Annotated in this window: 15 protein-coding genes; 10 read left to right on the forward strand and 5 right to left on the reverse strand. The window is 72.0% G+C overall.

The features are described from left to right. Positions 1-78: 78 nt before the first annotated feature. Entirely contained in the window at positions 79-690 is a 612-nt protein-coding gene (locus tag FHS29_RS26785) for a macro domain-containing protein (RefSeq protein WP_221456645.1), read from the reverse strand. Between the two features lie 102 nt (positions 691-792). Here FHS29_RS26785 and pheA point away from each other — a divergent pair, with 102 nt between their 5' ends. From pheA to FHS29_RS26800, 3 genes are all read left to right on the forward strand, one after another. Continuing rightward, positions 793-1,695, forward strand: a complete 903-nt coding sequence (pheA, locus tag FHS29_RS26790) for a prephenate dehydratase (RefSeq protein WP_184695159.1) — start codon at positions 793-795, stop codon at positions 1,693-1,695. Next, entirely contained in the window at positions 1,692-2,306 is a 615-nt protein-coding gene (locus FHS29_RS26795) for a histidine phosphatase family protein (RefSeq protein WP_184695161.1), read from the forward strand. Before pheA ends, FHS29_RS26795 begins: the two co-directional genes overlap by 4 nt. A gap of 128 nt (positions 2,307-2,434) precedes the next feature. Continuing rightward, a complete protein-coding gene (locus FHS29_RS26800) occupies positions 2,435-2,776 on the forward strand; it encodes a metallopeptidase family protein (protein ID WP_184695163.1) in 342 nt (113 codons plus the stop codon). Positions 2,777-2,854: 78 nt separating this feature from the next. Here the strand turns inward: FHS29_RS26800 and FHS29_RS26805 are convergent, their stop codons facing one another. Further along, positions 2,855-3,913 carry a septum formation family protein gene (locus FHS29_RS26805; protein WP_246440871.1) on the reverse strand — a complete coding sequence of 353 codons (1,059 nt, stop codon included), beginning with the start codon at positions 3,911-3,913 and terminating at the stop codon, positions 2,855-2,857. Positions 3,914-4,039: 126 nt separating this feature from the next. Here FHS29_RS26805 and FHS29_RS38295 point away from each other — a divergent pair, with 126 nt between their 5' ends. The 5 genes from FHS29_RS38295 to FHS29_RS26830 all read left to right on the forward strand — a co-directional run bounded on the left by FHS29_RS38295 (position 4,040) and on the right by FHS29_RS26830 (position 8,550). Next, positions 4,040-4,816 (forward strand): cell envelope integrity TolA family protein, encoded by a 777-nt coding sequence (locus FHS29_RS38295; protein WP_312865113.1) that lies wholly within the window; start codon positions 4,040-4,042, stop codon positions 4,814-4,816. After that, positions 4,817-5,980 carry a glutathionylspermidine synthase family protein gene (locus FHS29_RS26815; RefSeq protein ID WP_184695165.1) on the forward strand — a complete coding sequence of 388 codons (1,164 nt, stop codon included), beginning with the start codon at positions 4,817-4,819 and terminating at the stop codon, positions 5,978-5,980. It begins immediately after the preceding gene. Positions 5,981-5,991: 11 nt separating this feature from the next. After that, positions 5,992-6,444, forward strand: a complete 453-nt coding sequence (locus tag FHS29_RS26820; RefSeq protein WP_184695167.1) for a DUF350 domain-containing protein — start codon at positions 5,992-5,994, stop codon at positions 6,442-6,444. Positions 6,445-6,718: 274 nt separating this feature from the next. Further along, positions 6,719-7,918 (forward strand): glycosyltransferase family 2 protein, encoded by a 1,200-nt coding sequence (locus FHS29_RS26825; RefSeq protein WP_184695169.1) that lies wholly within the window; start codon positions 6,719-6,721, stop codon positions 7,916-7,918. Between the two features lie 35 nt (positions 7,919-7,953). Beyond that, a complete protein-coding gene (locus FHS29_RS26830) occupies positions 7,954-8,550 on the forward strand; it encodes a class I SAM-dependent methyltransferase (protein ID WP_184695171.1) in 597 nt (198 codons plus the stop codon). 121 nt (positions 8,551-8,671) lie between these two features. On the opposite strand, the gene FHS29_RS26835 is transcribed toward FHS29_RS26830, so the two are convergent. Genes FHS29_RS26835 through FHS29_RS26845 form a run of 3 tightly spaced genes read right to left on the reverse strand, consistent with a single transcriptional unit; the run spans position 8,672 to position 12,218 of the window. Beyond that, positions 8,672-9,943, reverse strand: coding sequence for an MATE family efflux transporter (locus FHS29_RS26835; protein WP_184695173.1), 1,272 nt, complete (start codon positions 9,941-9,943; stop codon positions 8,672-8,674). Further along, positions 9,940-11,034 carry a glycosyltransferase family 4 protein gene (locus FHS29_RS26840; protein WP_184695175.1) on the reverse strand — a complete coding sequence of 365 codons (1,095 nt, stop codon included), beginning with the start codon at positions 11,032-11,034 and terminating at the stop codon, positions 9,940-9,942. The genes FHS29_RS26835 and FHS29_RS26840 overlap by 4 nt, the downstream gene beginning before the upstream one ends. Positions 11,035-11,063: 29 nt before the next feature. Then, the gene (locus FHS29_RS26845; RefSeq protein WP_184695197.1) at positions 11,064-12,218 is read right to left on the reverse strand and encodes a glycosyltransferase family 4 protein; all 1,155 of its coding nucleotides are present in this window, start codon (positions 12,216-12,218) and stop codon (positions 11,064-11,066) included. A gap of 97 nt (positions 12,219-12,315) precedes the next feature. Here FHS29_RS26845 and serS point away from each other — a divergent pair, with 97 nt between their 5' ends. Together serS and FHS29_RS26855 are read left to right on the forward strand one after the other, a co-directional pair. Beyond that, positions 12,316-13,566, forward strand: coding sequence for a serine--tRNA ligase (gene serS / locus FHS29_RS26850; RefSeq protein ID WP_184695199.1), 1,251 nt, complete (start codon positions 12,316-12,318; stop codon positions 13,564-13,566). 92 nt (positions 13,567-13,658) lie between these two features. Beyond that, complete coding sequence (locus tag FHS29_RS26855; protein ID WP_184695201.1) at positions 13,659-14,357, forward strand: acyl-ACP--UDP-N-acetylglucosamine O-acyltransferase family protein; 699 nt, start codon at positions 13,659-13,661, stop codon at positions 14,355-14,357. The last annotated feature ends 17 nt before the right edge of the window (positions 14,358-14,374 follow it).

Here is a 14,374-nt window from a genome sequence, read left to right on the forward strand (position 1 = left end):
CATATATCCGGGTGCGATTCAGCTGCCTGGATCTCGTCAGCCGGACGGCGATCCAGGTAGCGACCATCGGCAGGTCGATCATCGGCGGGGCAGCGAGCTGAACACCTCGTCCCACGCGGCCGCGACCTGTCGGGCGCAGGTCTCCGGGGCGACCCCGCCCACACCCGTGCCCAGACCCGGCATCGCCACCGTGCGGATCACCTCGCGCAGCGGGCGGCCGTCGTCCAGCCGCCCGTCCCGCCACAACCGCAGCACGGCACGCGCCGCGAGGTACGGGTGCACGGTGTCCGAGGGCAGGTGCTCCCCGGCTCGGCGCATGGTCGGCGCGCTGATCAGCCATTCCGGCTGGACCTCGCCGGTGGGCACCACCAGCGCCTCGCCGACCGGCAGCTCCCCGCCGTGCAGGGCGAGGATCGCGCTGCGCACGTGCGCCTCGACGTTGGGGAACGCGCGGGCGTACACGGCGTCGATCCCGCCGCGCATCCATCCCGAGGAATTCGCCGGGCTCACCACGGCCTCGGCCACGATGTCGAGCACCGAACCCCGGTGCACCTCGACACCGTCCCGGCCGTCGGCGACGCCCGACCACGCTGTCGCGAGCAGCTCGTCGACAGCGCAGAGCACCAGACGCGGAACAGCTACCGGAGCGTTGATCTCACCCTCCGTATCGGCGGACACACCCGCAAGCATTCCAGGACACAGGGGTCCGGTGGAACGGGGGCGGGCCCCCGCGGGGCGGGTGATCCTCGCCTCAACGGAGGGCGCCGGACGTGGTGCTCGTATCGTTGCGGCGTGCTCGCCTACTTCGGACCACGGGGAACGTTCACCGAGCAGGCCGCGCGCGCCTTCTCCGCGGCCTACGGCACCCCGGACGACCTGGTCCCGTTCGACACGGTGCCCGCCGCCCTGGCCGCGACCCGGAACGGCGAGACCGACGCGTCCTGCGTGCCGGTGGAGAACTCGGTGGAAGGCGCGGTGCCCGCCACCATGGACGCGCTGACCGAGGGCGCGCCGCTGGTCGTGGTCGCCGAGACGGTGCTGGCGGTGCGGTTCAGCGTCCTGGTGCGCCCCGGCGTGTCCGACCCGAAGACCATCGCCAGCCACCCGCACGCCCTCGCCCAGGTGCGGCACTGGATCGAGGCCAACCTGCCGTCCGCCACGGCCGTCGCCACGACCTCCACCGCGGCCGCCGCGCGCGCGGTGCTGGCCGGCGAGTTCGACGCCGCGGTGAGCGCACCCGTGGCCGTGCAGCACTACCCGCTGGACGTGCTGGCCACCGACGTGGCCGACGTGCGCGACGCCAAGACGCGCTTCCTGCTGCTCCGCCGACCGGGTCGGCTGCCCGCTCCGACCGGCCACGACCGCACGTCCGTCGTGGTCACCGCGACCGACCGGGTGGGCGCGCTGTCCGAGCTGCTGACCGAGCTGGCGCTGCGCCGGATCAACCTGACCCGCATCGAGTCACGGCCCACCAAGGGCCGGCTCGGCGAGTACCGGTTCTACGTCGACCTGGACGGCCACGTCGCCGAGCCGCGGGTCGGTGACGCGCTGGCGGCGTTGCGCCGGCACTGCCCGGACACCCGGTTCCTGGGGTCGTACCCCAAGGCCGAGGCGGGCCGCGCGCCGGCGGGGGACGAGGAGTTCGTGGCCGCCGCCGAGTGGGTGGCGTCGGTTCGGGAGGGGCTGGGGGCGTGAAGCTGATCCTGGTGCGGCACGGGGAGACCGCGTCGAACCTGAAGATGGCGCTGGACTCGCTGCCGCCGGGTCCGCCGCTGACCGAGGCGGGCGTGGCCCAGGCGGCGGCGCTGGCGTCGTCGTTGGCCGCCGACGAGTCGGTGGCCGCGGTGTACGCGAGCACCGCCGTGCGGGCGCAGCAGACCGCCGCGCCGGTGGCGGCGGCGTTCGGGCTGGAAGTCGAAGTGCTGGAAGGCGTGCAGGAGATCTTCTGCGGCGACCTGGAGGGGCGGCACGACCGGGAGGCGTTCGAGATCTTCCTGACGACCGTGCGGTCGTGGGCGGAGGGCGACCTGGACCTGGCGATCCCCGGCGGGGAGAGCGGGCGCCGGGTGATCGACCGGTTCGTCGCGGCGGTGGACAAGGTGGCCGCGCGCCATGCGCCGGACGACACGTTCGTGCTGGTCAGCCACGGCGGCTCGGTGCGGATGGCGGCGCTGGCGCTGGCCCGGAACGTGCAGCCCGCGCTGGCCGAGGCGGGCCTGCTGCCGAACACCGGGCGGGTGGTGCTGGAGGACTCCGGGGCGGGCTGGACTTGCACGTCGTGGACCGGGGTGGACGCGATCGTCTAGCGCTCGGTGATCTTCGGCGGACGCCGCGCCGCCGCGGTTCGGCCCGTCGGGTTCGACGGGTTCGCGCACGGCTGAGAGCGGTCGACCCCGCTTGATCGCCTCCGGCGGGCACACTGGGGAACGTGGAGATGACCCGCCGTGAGTTCGAGGAGCACGTCGCCGACGCCCTCGACCTCATCCCGCCGGAGTTGACGCAGGCCATGAGCAACGTCGTCGTCCTGGTGGAGGACGAGCCCCCGCCGGACGCCCCGGACCTGCTCGGGCTCTACCAGGGCGTTTCGCTGACCCGCCGCACCTCCGACTACGCCGGGGGTCTGCCCGACCACATCTTCATCTACATGGGGCCGCTGCTGCGGTACTGCCGCTCGGAGGACGAACTGGTCGAGGAGATCGCCACGACCGTGGTCCACGAGGTGGGTCACCACTTCGGCATCTCCGACCACCGGCTGCACGAACTCGGGTGGGGCTGACGGAGACGGTCGCCACAAAGACGGTCGCCGCAGAGAACGTCGGCTTCGGGATGGTCGGCCCCCAGACGAGGGCGCCGGTCACCGCGAGGTCGTGGTCGGCGCGGCCGACGACGTGGACGGCTTGTCCGAGGCCGACGTCGTGGCCGAGCTGGTGCTCGAACTGGAACTGGAGCTGGAGTGCAGGGGCGCCCCGGTCGGCTCGTCCTGCTGCACGGCCGTCGTCTGGGGCGGGTTGGACGTGGTCAGCGGCGGGGCGTTCGGGTTGCGGACGCTGCGGTCCCACGAGGTCAGGCTGTTGTCCGCGGCGGGGATCGCGCCCACCTTGCAGTTCGCCCGATGGGAACCGGCCGCCCAGCTCTCCGGCGCCCTGGTGTCCCACGTCACGATCAGGCCCTGCGCCTTGAAGTCCATCCCGCCGCTGTACTCGGCGGCGATCCGCACGCACTCGCCGGACATGATCTGGTCCTGCTTCTCCAGCGCGGGGAAGTCGCCCGCCGGCAGCGTCACCACGCCGACGATCTCGAACGTGTGCGGCTTCGTGCACTCCACCGGGTCACCGACGCCCTTCGCCTCGGTGATGCCCAGGCACACGCCGGGGTCGTACACGTCCGACTGGTCCTGGGTGCGCGCGGTGCCGTAGGCGGGCAGCAGGCCACCGGCCGGACCCGCCACCTGGAGCCCGCAGCGCAAGGTCCGCTGACCCTCCGCCCACAGGCGTTCACCGGGGTTGAGCGGGCCGACCGTGTACTTGCCGAACGGGTCGAACTTGCCCTTCAGGTAGTCCAGCGACGTCTTCGCGCAGTGCTCCTCGCTGATCTTCTGCCACTGCTCGTCGGTCGGGAACGGCGCCTCCGGGCCGTACGCCGAGCCGATGTCGACCACACCGGTGACCTCGAACATGTGTTGTGCCGCACAGTCGACCTTCGTCACATCGGACAGGTTGCGCCTGGTCCAGTTCAGGCAGTCGCCTGCCTGGGAGACGTACACCGGGTTCACGGCCTCCGTGGCACTCTGTCCGGGTGGACCGGCGCCGACCGGCCAGGACGTGAAAGTGCTCAGCGCGAGCAGCAGGAACGCACCGACGAACGCGCCGAGCATGACCATGTGGTCACCACGACGAAACCAACGGGCGCTCATCGACATCTACTCCATGATGCCTGTGCCGACCCCGTAACCAATCGGGCGGGTGGACTGTGTTGCTTTTGGGACACTCGTCACCCATATGGCGGCCGATCTCTGTACCGTCCCCGCCGGGAGTGGCTGATGACTGAGAACGACCGGAACGACCGCAACGACCGGACCGCGGGCAACGCCGCGCCCGGTGGACCGACACCGCAGGCAGGCGGGGGTGCGACCCCGCCGCCGTACGTGCCGCCCACGCCGCCGGAGGGCACGCCCGGACCGGGCACACCCCCGCAGGGCGTGCGGGGGCACTCGCCTGCGCCCGGACAACCGGGTGGACAGCAGCCGGGGCAACCGGGCGGGCAGCAGCCGGGTGGGCAGCCGGGGCAGCCGGGTGGCAAGCGCGGCCAGATCCGGCAGCAGCAGCCGGGCGTGACGCAGGCCCGGCCGCCGACACTGGCCGAGCAGCGCGCCCGGACGCAGGCCCTCGAGCAGCAGCGCGAGGCGGAGCTGGCCCTGGAGGCCGAGCAGGCCCGCAAGCGGAAGCAGCGCAAGCGGCTGCTGATCGGCGGCGGCGTCGCCGTCGGCGTGGTGGGCGTGGTCGCCATCTGGTACGCCGCGTCCAGCCCGGACGACGTCGAAGCCCAGTGCACGCAGGACGGCGTCGTGGTCGACGACAAGTACTGCGACGACAGCTACGCGCGGTCCCACGGCGGGTACACCAGCGGCGGCTTCATCTACATCGGCGGCAGCTCCTACCGCTACCACTACGGCGGCTCCAGCGTGCCCGTCGGGCAGAAGGTCAGCGGCGGCAGCTACACCATCCCCAAGGGCGCGAACGTCACCACCAAGTCCGGCACGACGGTCCAGCGCGGCGGCTTCGGCGTCTCCGGCGGCAGCAAGAGCGGGGGCAGCTGAGTGCGCCGGGAGTCCTCCACGCCCCGGCCGAACTGGCAGCGCACGGTGTCCGACCAGGGCCTCGTGTTCGGCGCCCCGGCCAGGGCCGTCGACGGCAGCCCGCGCCCGTACTGGGACGAGTCGGCGCACTACGTGTTCGAGATGAGCGACATCCTCTCGCTCGAAGCGGACGTCGAGCTGCTGCACAACATGTGCCTGGAAGCGGTCGACAACGTGGTGCTCACCGAGCGGTTCCGGGACTTCGGCATCCAGGAGTGGCTGTGGCCCGCCATCGCCGAGTCGTGGAAGCGCCGCGACCCGCACGTCTACGGGCGGTTCGACCTGCGCTACGACGGTCGCGGGCCGGCGAAGATGCTGGAGTACAACGCGGACACGCCCACGTCGCTGCTGGAGGCGTCGGTCGTCCAGTGGAACTGGAAGACCGACGCCTACCCGGACGACGACCAGTGGAACTCGATCCACGAGAAGCTGGTCGAGCGGTGGGCGGAGCTGGGCGAGCGGCTGCCGTCCAACGAGCTGCACTTCACCTGGTCCGCGGCCGACCCGTCGGGTGAGGACCACGTCACGGTGGCCTACCTCCAGGAGACGGCGGCCGAGGCGGGCATGAACACGGTCGGCCTGGCGATCGAGGAGATCGGCTGGGACGCGCTGCTCAAGCGGTTCGTCGACCTCGAAGAGGCGCCGATGGGCACGGTCGTGAAGCTGTACCCCTGGGAGTGGGTGGTCGACGAGCAGTTCGGCCGCTTCGCGGTGGAGAGCCTGCCGGGCACGCTGTGGGTCGAGCCGCTGTGGAAGATGCTGCTCTCCAACAAGGCGCTGCTGGCGGTGCTGTGGGAGATGTACCCCGGCCACCCGAACCTGCTGCCCGCGTTCCTGGACGAGCCCGGCCTGCTCACCGAGTACGTGCGCAAGCCCCGGCTGGGCCGGGAGGGCGCGAACATCCAGATCGTGGCGCCGGGGTACGAGACGCAGACCGGCGGCGTGTACGGCAAGGAAGGCTTCGTCTACCAGCTGTTCGACCCGCTGCCGGAGTTCGACGGCTACCGGCCCGCCCTGGGCGCGTGGGTGGTCGGCGACGCGGCGGCCGGGCTCGGCATCCGCGAGACGGTCGGCCTGGTGACCGACGATGGCGCGGCGTTCGTCCCGCATCGGATTGTCGAATGAATGGAGTGGCAGTGATCAGCGAACTCGCGTTGGACCCGGGCTTCGGCTCCGCGATCGGCCGGGGCGTCGGCGCGATCGCCCTGTACGCCGTGGTCGGCCTCGTGCTGATGGTCGTGGGCTTCTACGCCATCGACTGGACGACCCCCGGCAAGCTGTCGACCCTGGTGCGGTCCGGCGCGCCGAACGCGGTCATCGTGACCTCGGCGGGCCTGGTGAGCATGGCGCTGATCGTCGTGGTGGCGATCTACAGCTCGGCGGGCAAGCTGGACGAGGGCCTGCTGTCCGCGCTGATCTTCGGGTTCGTGGGCATCGTGGTGCAGGTGCTGGCGGTCCGCCTGCTGGAGTGGGTGACCCGGCTGGACATCGGCTCGCTGATCGAGTCGGACCGGTTCGCGCCCGCCAGCGTCGTGGTCGCCAGCGCCCACGTGGCGCTCGGCCTGGTGGTCGCGGTCGCCATCTCCTGACCGTGACCCGGCTCACACCGGTCGCCTGTTCCTGGTGGAGCGGGCGGCCGGTTCGCATTGTCGGTGCCATTCGGGCGACAGGCGAATAAGAGGTGGCGGCGAGGTTCGCGAAGCACACCGCCGGTGAGCGATTCGTCACGGCCGCGTAGTCTGTGCGAGGCTGGCCCGGTCTCGGAGTCGAACCCCGGACGGGTGGCTGGGGGAGCCCGGTCGCAGCGGTTCCGCAGTGCAAGAACGAGCCAAATGCAGGCCCACCAGGGGGAGCACGCGCAGTATGACTCTGTCGAACCGGTCTTCGGACATTTCGTCCGAGGCGCACACGGGTGTGCTGGAGCTGTCGATCGTCCTGCCGTGCCTCAACGAGGCCGAGACGCTGGAGACCTGCGTCCGCAAGGCGAAGCGCTCCCTGGAGGAGTTGGGCGTCGTCGGCGAGGTGATCGTGGCCGACAACGGCTCCACCGACGGCTCGCAGGACATCGCCCGCGCCAACGGCGCGCGCGTGGTCGACGTGCCGCGCCGCGGCTACGGCGCCGCCCTGATGGCGGGCATCGAGGCCGCCGAGGGCGAGTACGTGCTGATGGCCGACGCCGACGACAGCTACGCGCTGGAGGACATCGGGGCCTTCGTCACATCGCTGCGCGAGGGCAACGACCTGGTGATGGGCAACCGGTTCCAGGGCGGCATCGCGCCCGGCGCCATGCCGTTCCTGCACCGCTACCTGGGCAACCCGGTGCTGTCCCGGCTGGGCAAGCTGTTCTTCCGCATCCCGGTGGGCGACTTCCACTGCGGCATGCGGGCGTTCCGCCGCGACCGGATGCTGGAACTCGGGCTGCGCACGTCCGGCATGGAGTTCGCCAGCGAGATGGTGGTGCGCTCGGCGCTCAACCACCGCAGGATCGCCGAGGTGCCGACCACGCTGCGCCCGGACGGCCGCAGCCGCGCCCCGCACCTGCGGACCTGGCGGGACGGGTGGCGGCACCTGCGGTTCCTGCTCGCGTTCAGCCCGCGGTGGCTGCTCTACTACCCGTCGCTGCTGCTGGTGGGCGTCGGCCTGCTCGGCCTGCTCTGGCTGTCGTTCGGCCCGCAGGAGGTCGGCGGGGTCGGCTTCGGCCTGCAGAGCATGCTCGGCTTCGCGACCATGTTCGTGGTCGGCCTGCAAGGCGTCGGGCTGGCCGTCATCGCCCGCTCCTACGCCTCCCACCTGGGACTGCTGCCGCCGCCCTCGGGGCGGGCCATCCTGCGGGTGGCGCGGGCGTCGCTGGAACGGGGTCTGTGGATCGGCGGACTGCTGATCCTGATCGGCGTAGGGTGCTTCGTCGGAGCGCTGCTCAGCTGGGGCGCGACCGGGTTCGGTGCGCTGGACGTCGTGGACACCGTGCGCGTGCCCATCCTGGGGATGGTGTTCATCGTGTCCGGGTTCCAGATGATCAGCGTCAGCTTCACCCTGAGCCTCACCAAGATCGGCGAGGACTAGTCCCTCCCAAGCTTTCGCGAAGAATGGTGTTAAGTGTGGGTTACCACGAGTGGCACGCGAAACCCGGTTACTACAACGACGTCGTGAGGCACTTCCGGCCCGGCTCGCGCATTCTCGACGTGGGGTGCGGCACGGCCTGGCTCTCGGAGTTCTTCCCCGACTACGTCGGGCTGGACAACTTCCAGTCGACCGTCGACAAGGCGAAGGAACAGGGGATCGACGTCCGCCTCGCCGACCTGGAGGAAGAACTGCCGGTCGGTGACCGCGAGTTCGACGGCGTGGTGCTCAAGGACGTGTTGGAACACCTGCTCGACCCGGTGTCCCTGGTGAAGGAAGTGCACCGGGTGCTCAAGCCGGGCGGCCGGGTGTTCGCGTCCTCCCCGGACGCCCAGCGCTGGTCGTGGAACGACTACACGCACCGCCGGCCGTGGACCCGGATCTCGATGCGCCGGCTGTTCGCCGACCAGGGCTTCGACGTCAAGACGGTGTCCTACGAGTCGGTGATGCCGGGTTCCAGCATCATCTCCGGCCTGCTCCCGGCCAAGCGCCGGCCCGCCCCGCTGGTGGCCGCGACGTGGCTGCCCGGCTGGCGGCGCAACGTGTGGATCCTGGCCGCCCGCCCGAACTCCTGAACCGACCCGGATCCGGACTCCGGGGCGGAACACCCGGGCAGGACGCCCGAACCCGAACGCGAGAACGCCCCGGCGGCCACGGCCACCGGGGCGTTCCGCCGTTCCGGGATGACCGCCGAAGTCAGGCGGGTGACGTGGTGGCGGGCGTTTCGCGGCCGGCTCTGCGGGCGTTGAGCACCATGCGCAGCACGCCGTCACCGGACACGAACTCGATGGCCAGCAGGGCGCTGCCGATGGCGACGGCGGACGCGACGACGATGTGCTGCGCCGAGTCGTGCAGGAACGCCAGCAGCGCCCAGTGCGCGACCGCCGTCCCCACCAGGCCGACGACCATCCGCGTGCTCTTCTTGGCGATGGCGAACATCAGGTGCACCCACAGCACCGCCGCCGCCGTCATCACCAGCGCCAGCGGCGCCAGCAGCGGCTTCGACTCGCCGTAGGCGGGGCCGAACGTGCCGGTCAGCAGCGCCGTGGGCACCAGCCACAGGCCGAGCGCCACGGCGAGCCCGCCAGCCGCGGTCAGCGCCATCGTCTTGAGCACCAGGCCGTCCGCGCGTTCGCCGCGCTCCAGCGCCGCAGCCGCCCTCGGCAGCAGCACCATCGCCAGCGCGGACGGCGCGAACAGCGCCACCTTGCCCAGCAGCACGGCCCCCGCGTAGTGGGCGCGTTCGATCTCCGGCAGCATCGCCTGCGCCACCAGCAGGTCGACGTTGGTCAGCGACGAGAACGCCAGCAGGCCGATCATCGTCACGATGGTGCTGGGCATCGGCGGCGGCGCGACCGGCGGCACCTTCATGTCCCGCACCACCGGGGGCGCCATCACGGCCAGCCCGACCAGGGTGGCCGCGAGCATCGCGAGCATGCTCCCGGACATACCCGCGACCAGCACGAACAGCGGCAGCAGGACGGGCCGCAGCGCGCCCAGCGGACCGGCCAGCGCGAACGCCACGTACCGGAACCGCTCGGTGCCCTGCGCGACGCCGGTGACCACCAGCAGCAGGGCGGTCGTCGCGACCCACACCGCGGCGAACACCACGGGCCGCGCCGCACCGATGTTGAGCCGGTCGGCCAGCAGCGGCGACAGACCGGACAGCACGACCGCGATCGCCAGGCTGACCAGGCCCATCCGCCGACCCAGCCGGCGCAGGTAGCCGGACAGCTCGGCCGGGGTGCCGGAGGTGCGCAGCACCGCGACGTCGCGCGCGGTGGCGACCTGGATGCCGTTGACGGCCATCGACACGATGGTGCCGAACGCGATCAGCGCGGAGATGGCGGCGAACTCCGGCGGCGTCACCATCCGCGCGGCGATCAGGTAGAACAGGTAGTTCCCGGCGTGGCCCGCGAAGCTGGCGACGAGGACGATCAGGCCCTCGCGGCGGGCGCCCGAGCTCATCGGTTCCGGACCATCTCGCGGTACACCTCGGCGTGCGCGTCGGCGGTGCGCTGCCAGGTGAACCGGGTCGCGCACTTGAGGCCCGCGGCGGACAGCGACTCGCGCAGCGCGGGGTCGGAGACCACCCGGCGCACGGCGTCCGCGATGGACCGGGTGTCGTACGGGTCGACGTAGACCATGTCGTCGCCGCCGACCTCGCGCAGCACCGGCAGGTCCGAGCCGATCACCGGGCAGCCGCGCACCATGGCCTCCACCACGGGCAGGCCGAAGCCCTCGAACAGGGTGGGGAACGCGAACGCGCTCGCGCCCTCGTACAGGCCGGCCAGCTCCTCGGCGGTGACCCAGCCGCGCAGCTCGACGTCGTCCTCCAGGCCGAGCTGCCGCACCAGCGGCGTCAGCGGGTCGTCGCCGTGACTGCCCGTGACGACCAGCCGGGGGCGCTCGACCTCCGGGATGAGCGTCCACGCCTCCAGCAGCCGCGCGTGGTTCTTGTGCGGCATCCGGTTGCCGCCCGCGAGCACGTAGGGGCGGCCGGTGCGCTCCGCGCGCGGCGGCAGGTCGACCGGGTCGGCGCCCAGGTAGATCATGTCGATGTCGGACCGGGGGCGGCCGAGCAGCTTGACGATGTCGTCGGCGGAGGCCTCGCTGATGGTGTGGATGCGGGTCGCGGCCCGCGCGGTGGCGCGGCTGAGCAGCTGCACACCGCGCGCGCGACCGCCGGGCACCCACTCCGGGTGCTTGATCGGCAGCACGTCCAGGATCGACACCAGGGTCGGCAGCAGCCGCACCGAGGGGCCGAAGTTCGACGGGCAGTGCAGCAGGTCCGCCTTGATCCGGCGGGCCTGGACGGCCACCGCGAACGCCTCGGCCAGCGCCCAGGTCACCCGGTTCTCGCCGGACACCGGCAGCGGCACGATCTCGCCGGGGAACCAGTCCGGCGGGTTCTCCGCCAGCTCCCGGTTGCCGATGCCGACGAACCGCAGGTCGTCGTGCGCGGCGGCCATGGCCGGGAACATGCCGCGCACGTAGCTTTCCGAGCCGCCCTTGCGTCCGGTGAAGAAGACCAGGTCGACGGCGATGTGGAGGGGCACGCGGCCCATGGTAGGTCCGTCACCCGCAGTTACCGTGCCGCCTCCACCAGCCGCGCCAGGATCTGCCGGGCGGTGGCCTGCACGGTGTTGGTCCGGCTCACCCGGGCGTACCACTCGTGGGTGGTCTTGCGCAGCGGGTCGCCCGCCGACACGACCTCGGCGATGGTGCCGCCGAGCTGCTCGGGCGCGGTGGACGCGGCCAGCCGGCCGTTCACGCCGTCCTCCACCAGTTCGACGGCCGCGTTGTCGTCGCCGTCGACCAGCACGGTCGGGGTGCCGGCGGCGGCGGACTCCACCACCACCAGGCCGTAGCCCTCCCGGGCGGAGGGGTTGACCAGGCACGCGGCGTCGCGGATACCGGCGTCCAGCTCCTCCTGGCCCACGAAGCCGGGGGTGCTGATGACGTCCCGCAGGCCCAGCCGGTCGATCTCGGCGAGCACGGCGGCGCGGGACGGGCCATCGCCGAAGATGGTCGCGGTGAGGTCGGGGACCAGGGTGCGCGCGTGGGCGATCGCGGCGGGCAGCGACTCGACCCGCTTGTCCGGGATGTGCCGGCCGACGTACACCGCGTTCGGCGGCGTGGCGGCCTCCAGCACCGGCTCCACCTCGCCCACCGGGTCGATCAGGCCGGGGCTGACCAGCGCCCGCGCGCGCAGCCCGCCCGCGTGCAGCCGACGGGCGGTGAGCTGCGAGTGGCAGGTGGACAGCGGGCTCAGCCGGGCGGCGACCCACTGCAGGGTGCTCGCGACCCGGCCGACCACCGGCCCGGAGTACTGCCGCCACTGGTCCGGCCGCCACACCTCCAGCCAGTCCGTGCCGACCGCGACCTTCGTGCCGACCAGCGCGGCGCGCACGGCCAGCAGGTTGGTGGAGGGCAGCGCCGAGACGAACACCGCGTCGTAGGCCCGGCGGTGGCGGACCAGGTGGGCGAACAGCCCCTTGCCGTACTTCAGCGCCGGGCCGAGGGTGCGCGCGCCGTTGGCGTCGTACAGCTCGCGGTCGGTGCTGAGCACCTTGATCGTGATCCCGTCCAGGGTCGGCGGTTCGCCGTCCCACTGCTGCCGGGTCAGGTAGGTGACCTCGTGGCCGGCGGCGGCCCACTCCTCGGCGAACCTGCGGTAGAGGCGTTCACCGCCGCCCTTCGACCAGGGGAAGAGACAGTCATAGGCGATGGCGATGCGCACTCGCGGTCCTCCACGACTCGGTCGCACGGGAATGCCGGCGATGGTAGCGGGTACACGCGTTCGATCCGTTTCCGGCCGAGGACTACCCTCCTGCCTCGTGATTGACCTCAAAGCCTTGCGCGAGAACCCGGAAGCCGTCCGCGCGTCGCAGCGCGCGCGTGGCGAGGACGAAGCCGTGGTCGACGCGCTGCTGTCCGCCGACGAACGGCGGCGGGCGGCGGTGGCGCGCGCCGACGGGCTGCGGGGCGAGCAGAAGGCGTTCGGCAAGCAGGTCGGCCGGGCCCGCGGCGAGGAGCGGGACGCGCTGCTGGCCAAGGGCAAGGAGCTGGCCGCCGAGGTCAAGGCCGCCGAGGCGGAGCAGTCGCAGGCCGAGGCCGCGCTGGAGGAGCTGCACCGAGCCGTGCCGAACGTGGTGCACCCGGACGCGCCGCACGGCGGCGAGGACGACTTCGTGGTGCTCAAGCACGTGGGCGAGCCGCGCGAGTTCGACTTCGAGCCGCTGGACCACCTGGACCTGGGCACGCGGCTGCGCGGCATCGACATGGAGCGCGGCGCGAAGGTGTCGGGCTCGCGGTTCTACTTCCTGACCGGCGTGGTGGCGCAGCTGGAGCTGGCGTTGCTGAACATGGCCGTCGCGCAGGCGACCCGGGCCGGGTTCACGCTGATGGTCACGCCGACGCTGGTCCGGCCGGAGATCATGGCCGGGACCGGGTTCCTCGGTGCGCACGCCAGTGAGGTCTACCGGCTCAAGGACGACGACCTGTACCTGGTCGGCACGTCGGAGGTGCCGCTGGCGGGCTACCACGCGGACGAGATCCTCGACGGTGAGCGCCGGTACGCGGGCTGGTCGTCGTGCTACCGCCGGGAGGCCGGCTCGTACGGCAAGGACACCCGCGGCATCATCCGGGTCCACCAGTTCAACAAGGTGGAGATGTTCTCCTACGTCCGCCCGGAGGACGCCGAGGCCGAGCACGCGAAGCTGCTGGCCTGGGAAGAGGAGATGCTGGCCAAGATCGAGGTGCCCTACCGGGTGATCGACACGGCGGCCGGCGACCTCGGCACGTCGGCGGCGCGGAAGTTCGACTGCGAGGCGTGGATCCCGACGCAGCGGGCGTACCGGGAGCTGACCTCGACGTCGAACTGCACCACGTTCCAGGCGCGCCGGCTCAACGTGCGCTACCGGGACGAGAACGGCAGGCCGCAGATCGCCGCCACCCTGAACGGCACGCTGGCCACCACCCGGTGGATCGTCGCCATCCTGGAGAACCACCAGCAGGCGGACGGCTCGGTCGTCGTCCCGCGGGCGCTGCGGCCGTTCCTCGGGCTGGACGTGCTCCGGGCCGGGTGAGACCACCTCCGGTACAGTGGGGCACCGACCCCCGCCCGGCGTAACCGCTGGTGACGTGGGTGACACCATCATCCACGGGGCAGGGACAGCAGGTGGCGAACCGCATTCACCAGACCGCGATCATCGGCGCGGAGGTCGAGCTCGGCGACGACAACGTGGTCGGCCCGTACACGGTGATCGCCGGGCCCGCCCGGATCGGTGACGGCAACTACATCGGCCCGCACGTGAGCATCGGCGGCCCGGCCGAGTACCTGGGCGCGGAGCACCTGGCGGGCTGGGACGGCGAGACCGGCGGCCCCGGCGTGGTGATCGGCGACCGCAACCGGATCCGCGAGTTCGTCACGGTCAACCAGGGCGTGACCGAGCCGACCACGATCGGCGACGACTGCTACCTGATGGGCCGGGCGCACGTGGCCCACGACTGCCGGCTGGACGACGGGGTGATCGTCACCAGCGCGGTGCAGATCGCCGGGCACTGCCACGTCTGGTCGGGCGCGAACCTGGGCCTGGGCACGGTCGTGCACCAGCGGGTGCGGATCGGTCCGGGCGCGATGGTCGGCATGGGTTCGGCGGTGCGCAAGGAGGTGGGTGCGTTCACCATCACGGTGGGCAACCCGGCCCGCACGACCGGCGTCAACACCATCGGCCTCCAGCGGCGCGGGTGCTCCGAGGAATCGATCGCGGCCCTGACGGGTTTCCTGACCGGGAAGGACACCGCGATCGCCGGCGACCTGCCCGAGGAGCTGGCCGGCCTGCTCAAGGCGTGGGCGGCCCGCGGTCCCCAGCACTGACCACGGTTTTCGAGCCG

The organism is Saccharothrix tamanrassetensis (assembly GCF_014203665.1).
GTDB lineage: Bacteria > Actinomycetota > Actinomycetes > Mycobacteriales > Pseudonocardiaceae > Actinosynnema > Actinosynnema tamanrassetense.

Excerpts from the sequence above, each read along its gene's own strand:
- FHS29_RS26785 (WP_221456645.1), bottom strand. The coding sequence starts at position 690 with ATGCTTGCGGGTGTGTCCGCCGATACGGAGGGTGAGATCAACGCTCCG.
- FHS29_RS26800 (WP_184695163.1), top strand. The coding sequence starts at position 2,435 with ATGACCCGCCGTGAGTTCGAGGAGCACGTCGCCGACGCCCTCGACCTC.
- FHS29_RS26805 (WP_246440871.1), bottom strand. The coding sequence starts at position 3,913 with ATGAGCGCCCGTTGGTTTCGTCGTGGTGACCACATGGTCATGCTCGGC.
- FHS29_RS38295 (WP_312865113.1), top strand. The coding sequence starts at position 4,040 with ATGACTGAGAACGACCGGAACGACCGCAACGACCGGACCGCGGGCAAC.
- FHS29_RS26825 (WP_184695169.1), top strand. The coding sequence starts at position 6,719 with ATGACTCTGTCGAACCGGTCTTCGGACATTTCGTCCGAGGCGCACACG.
- FHS29_RS26835 (WP_184695173.1), bottom strand. The coding sequence starts at position 9,943 with ATGAGCTCGGGCGCCCGCCGCGAGGGCCTGATCGTCCTCGTCGCCAGC.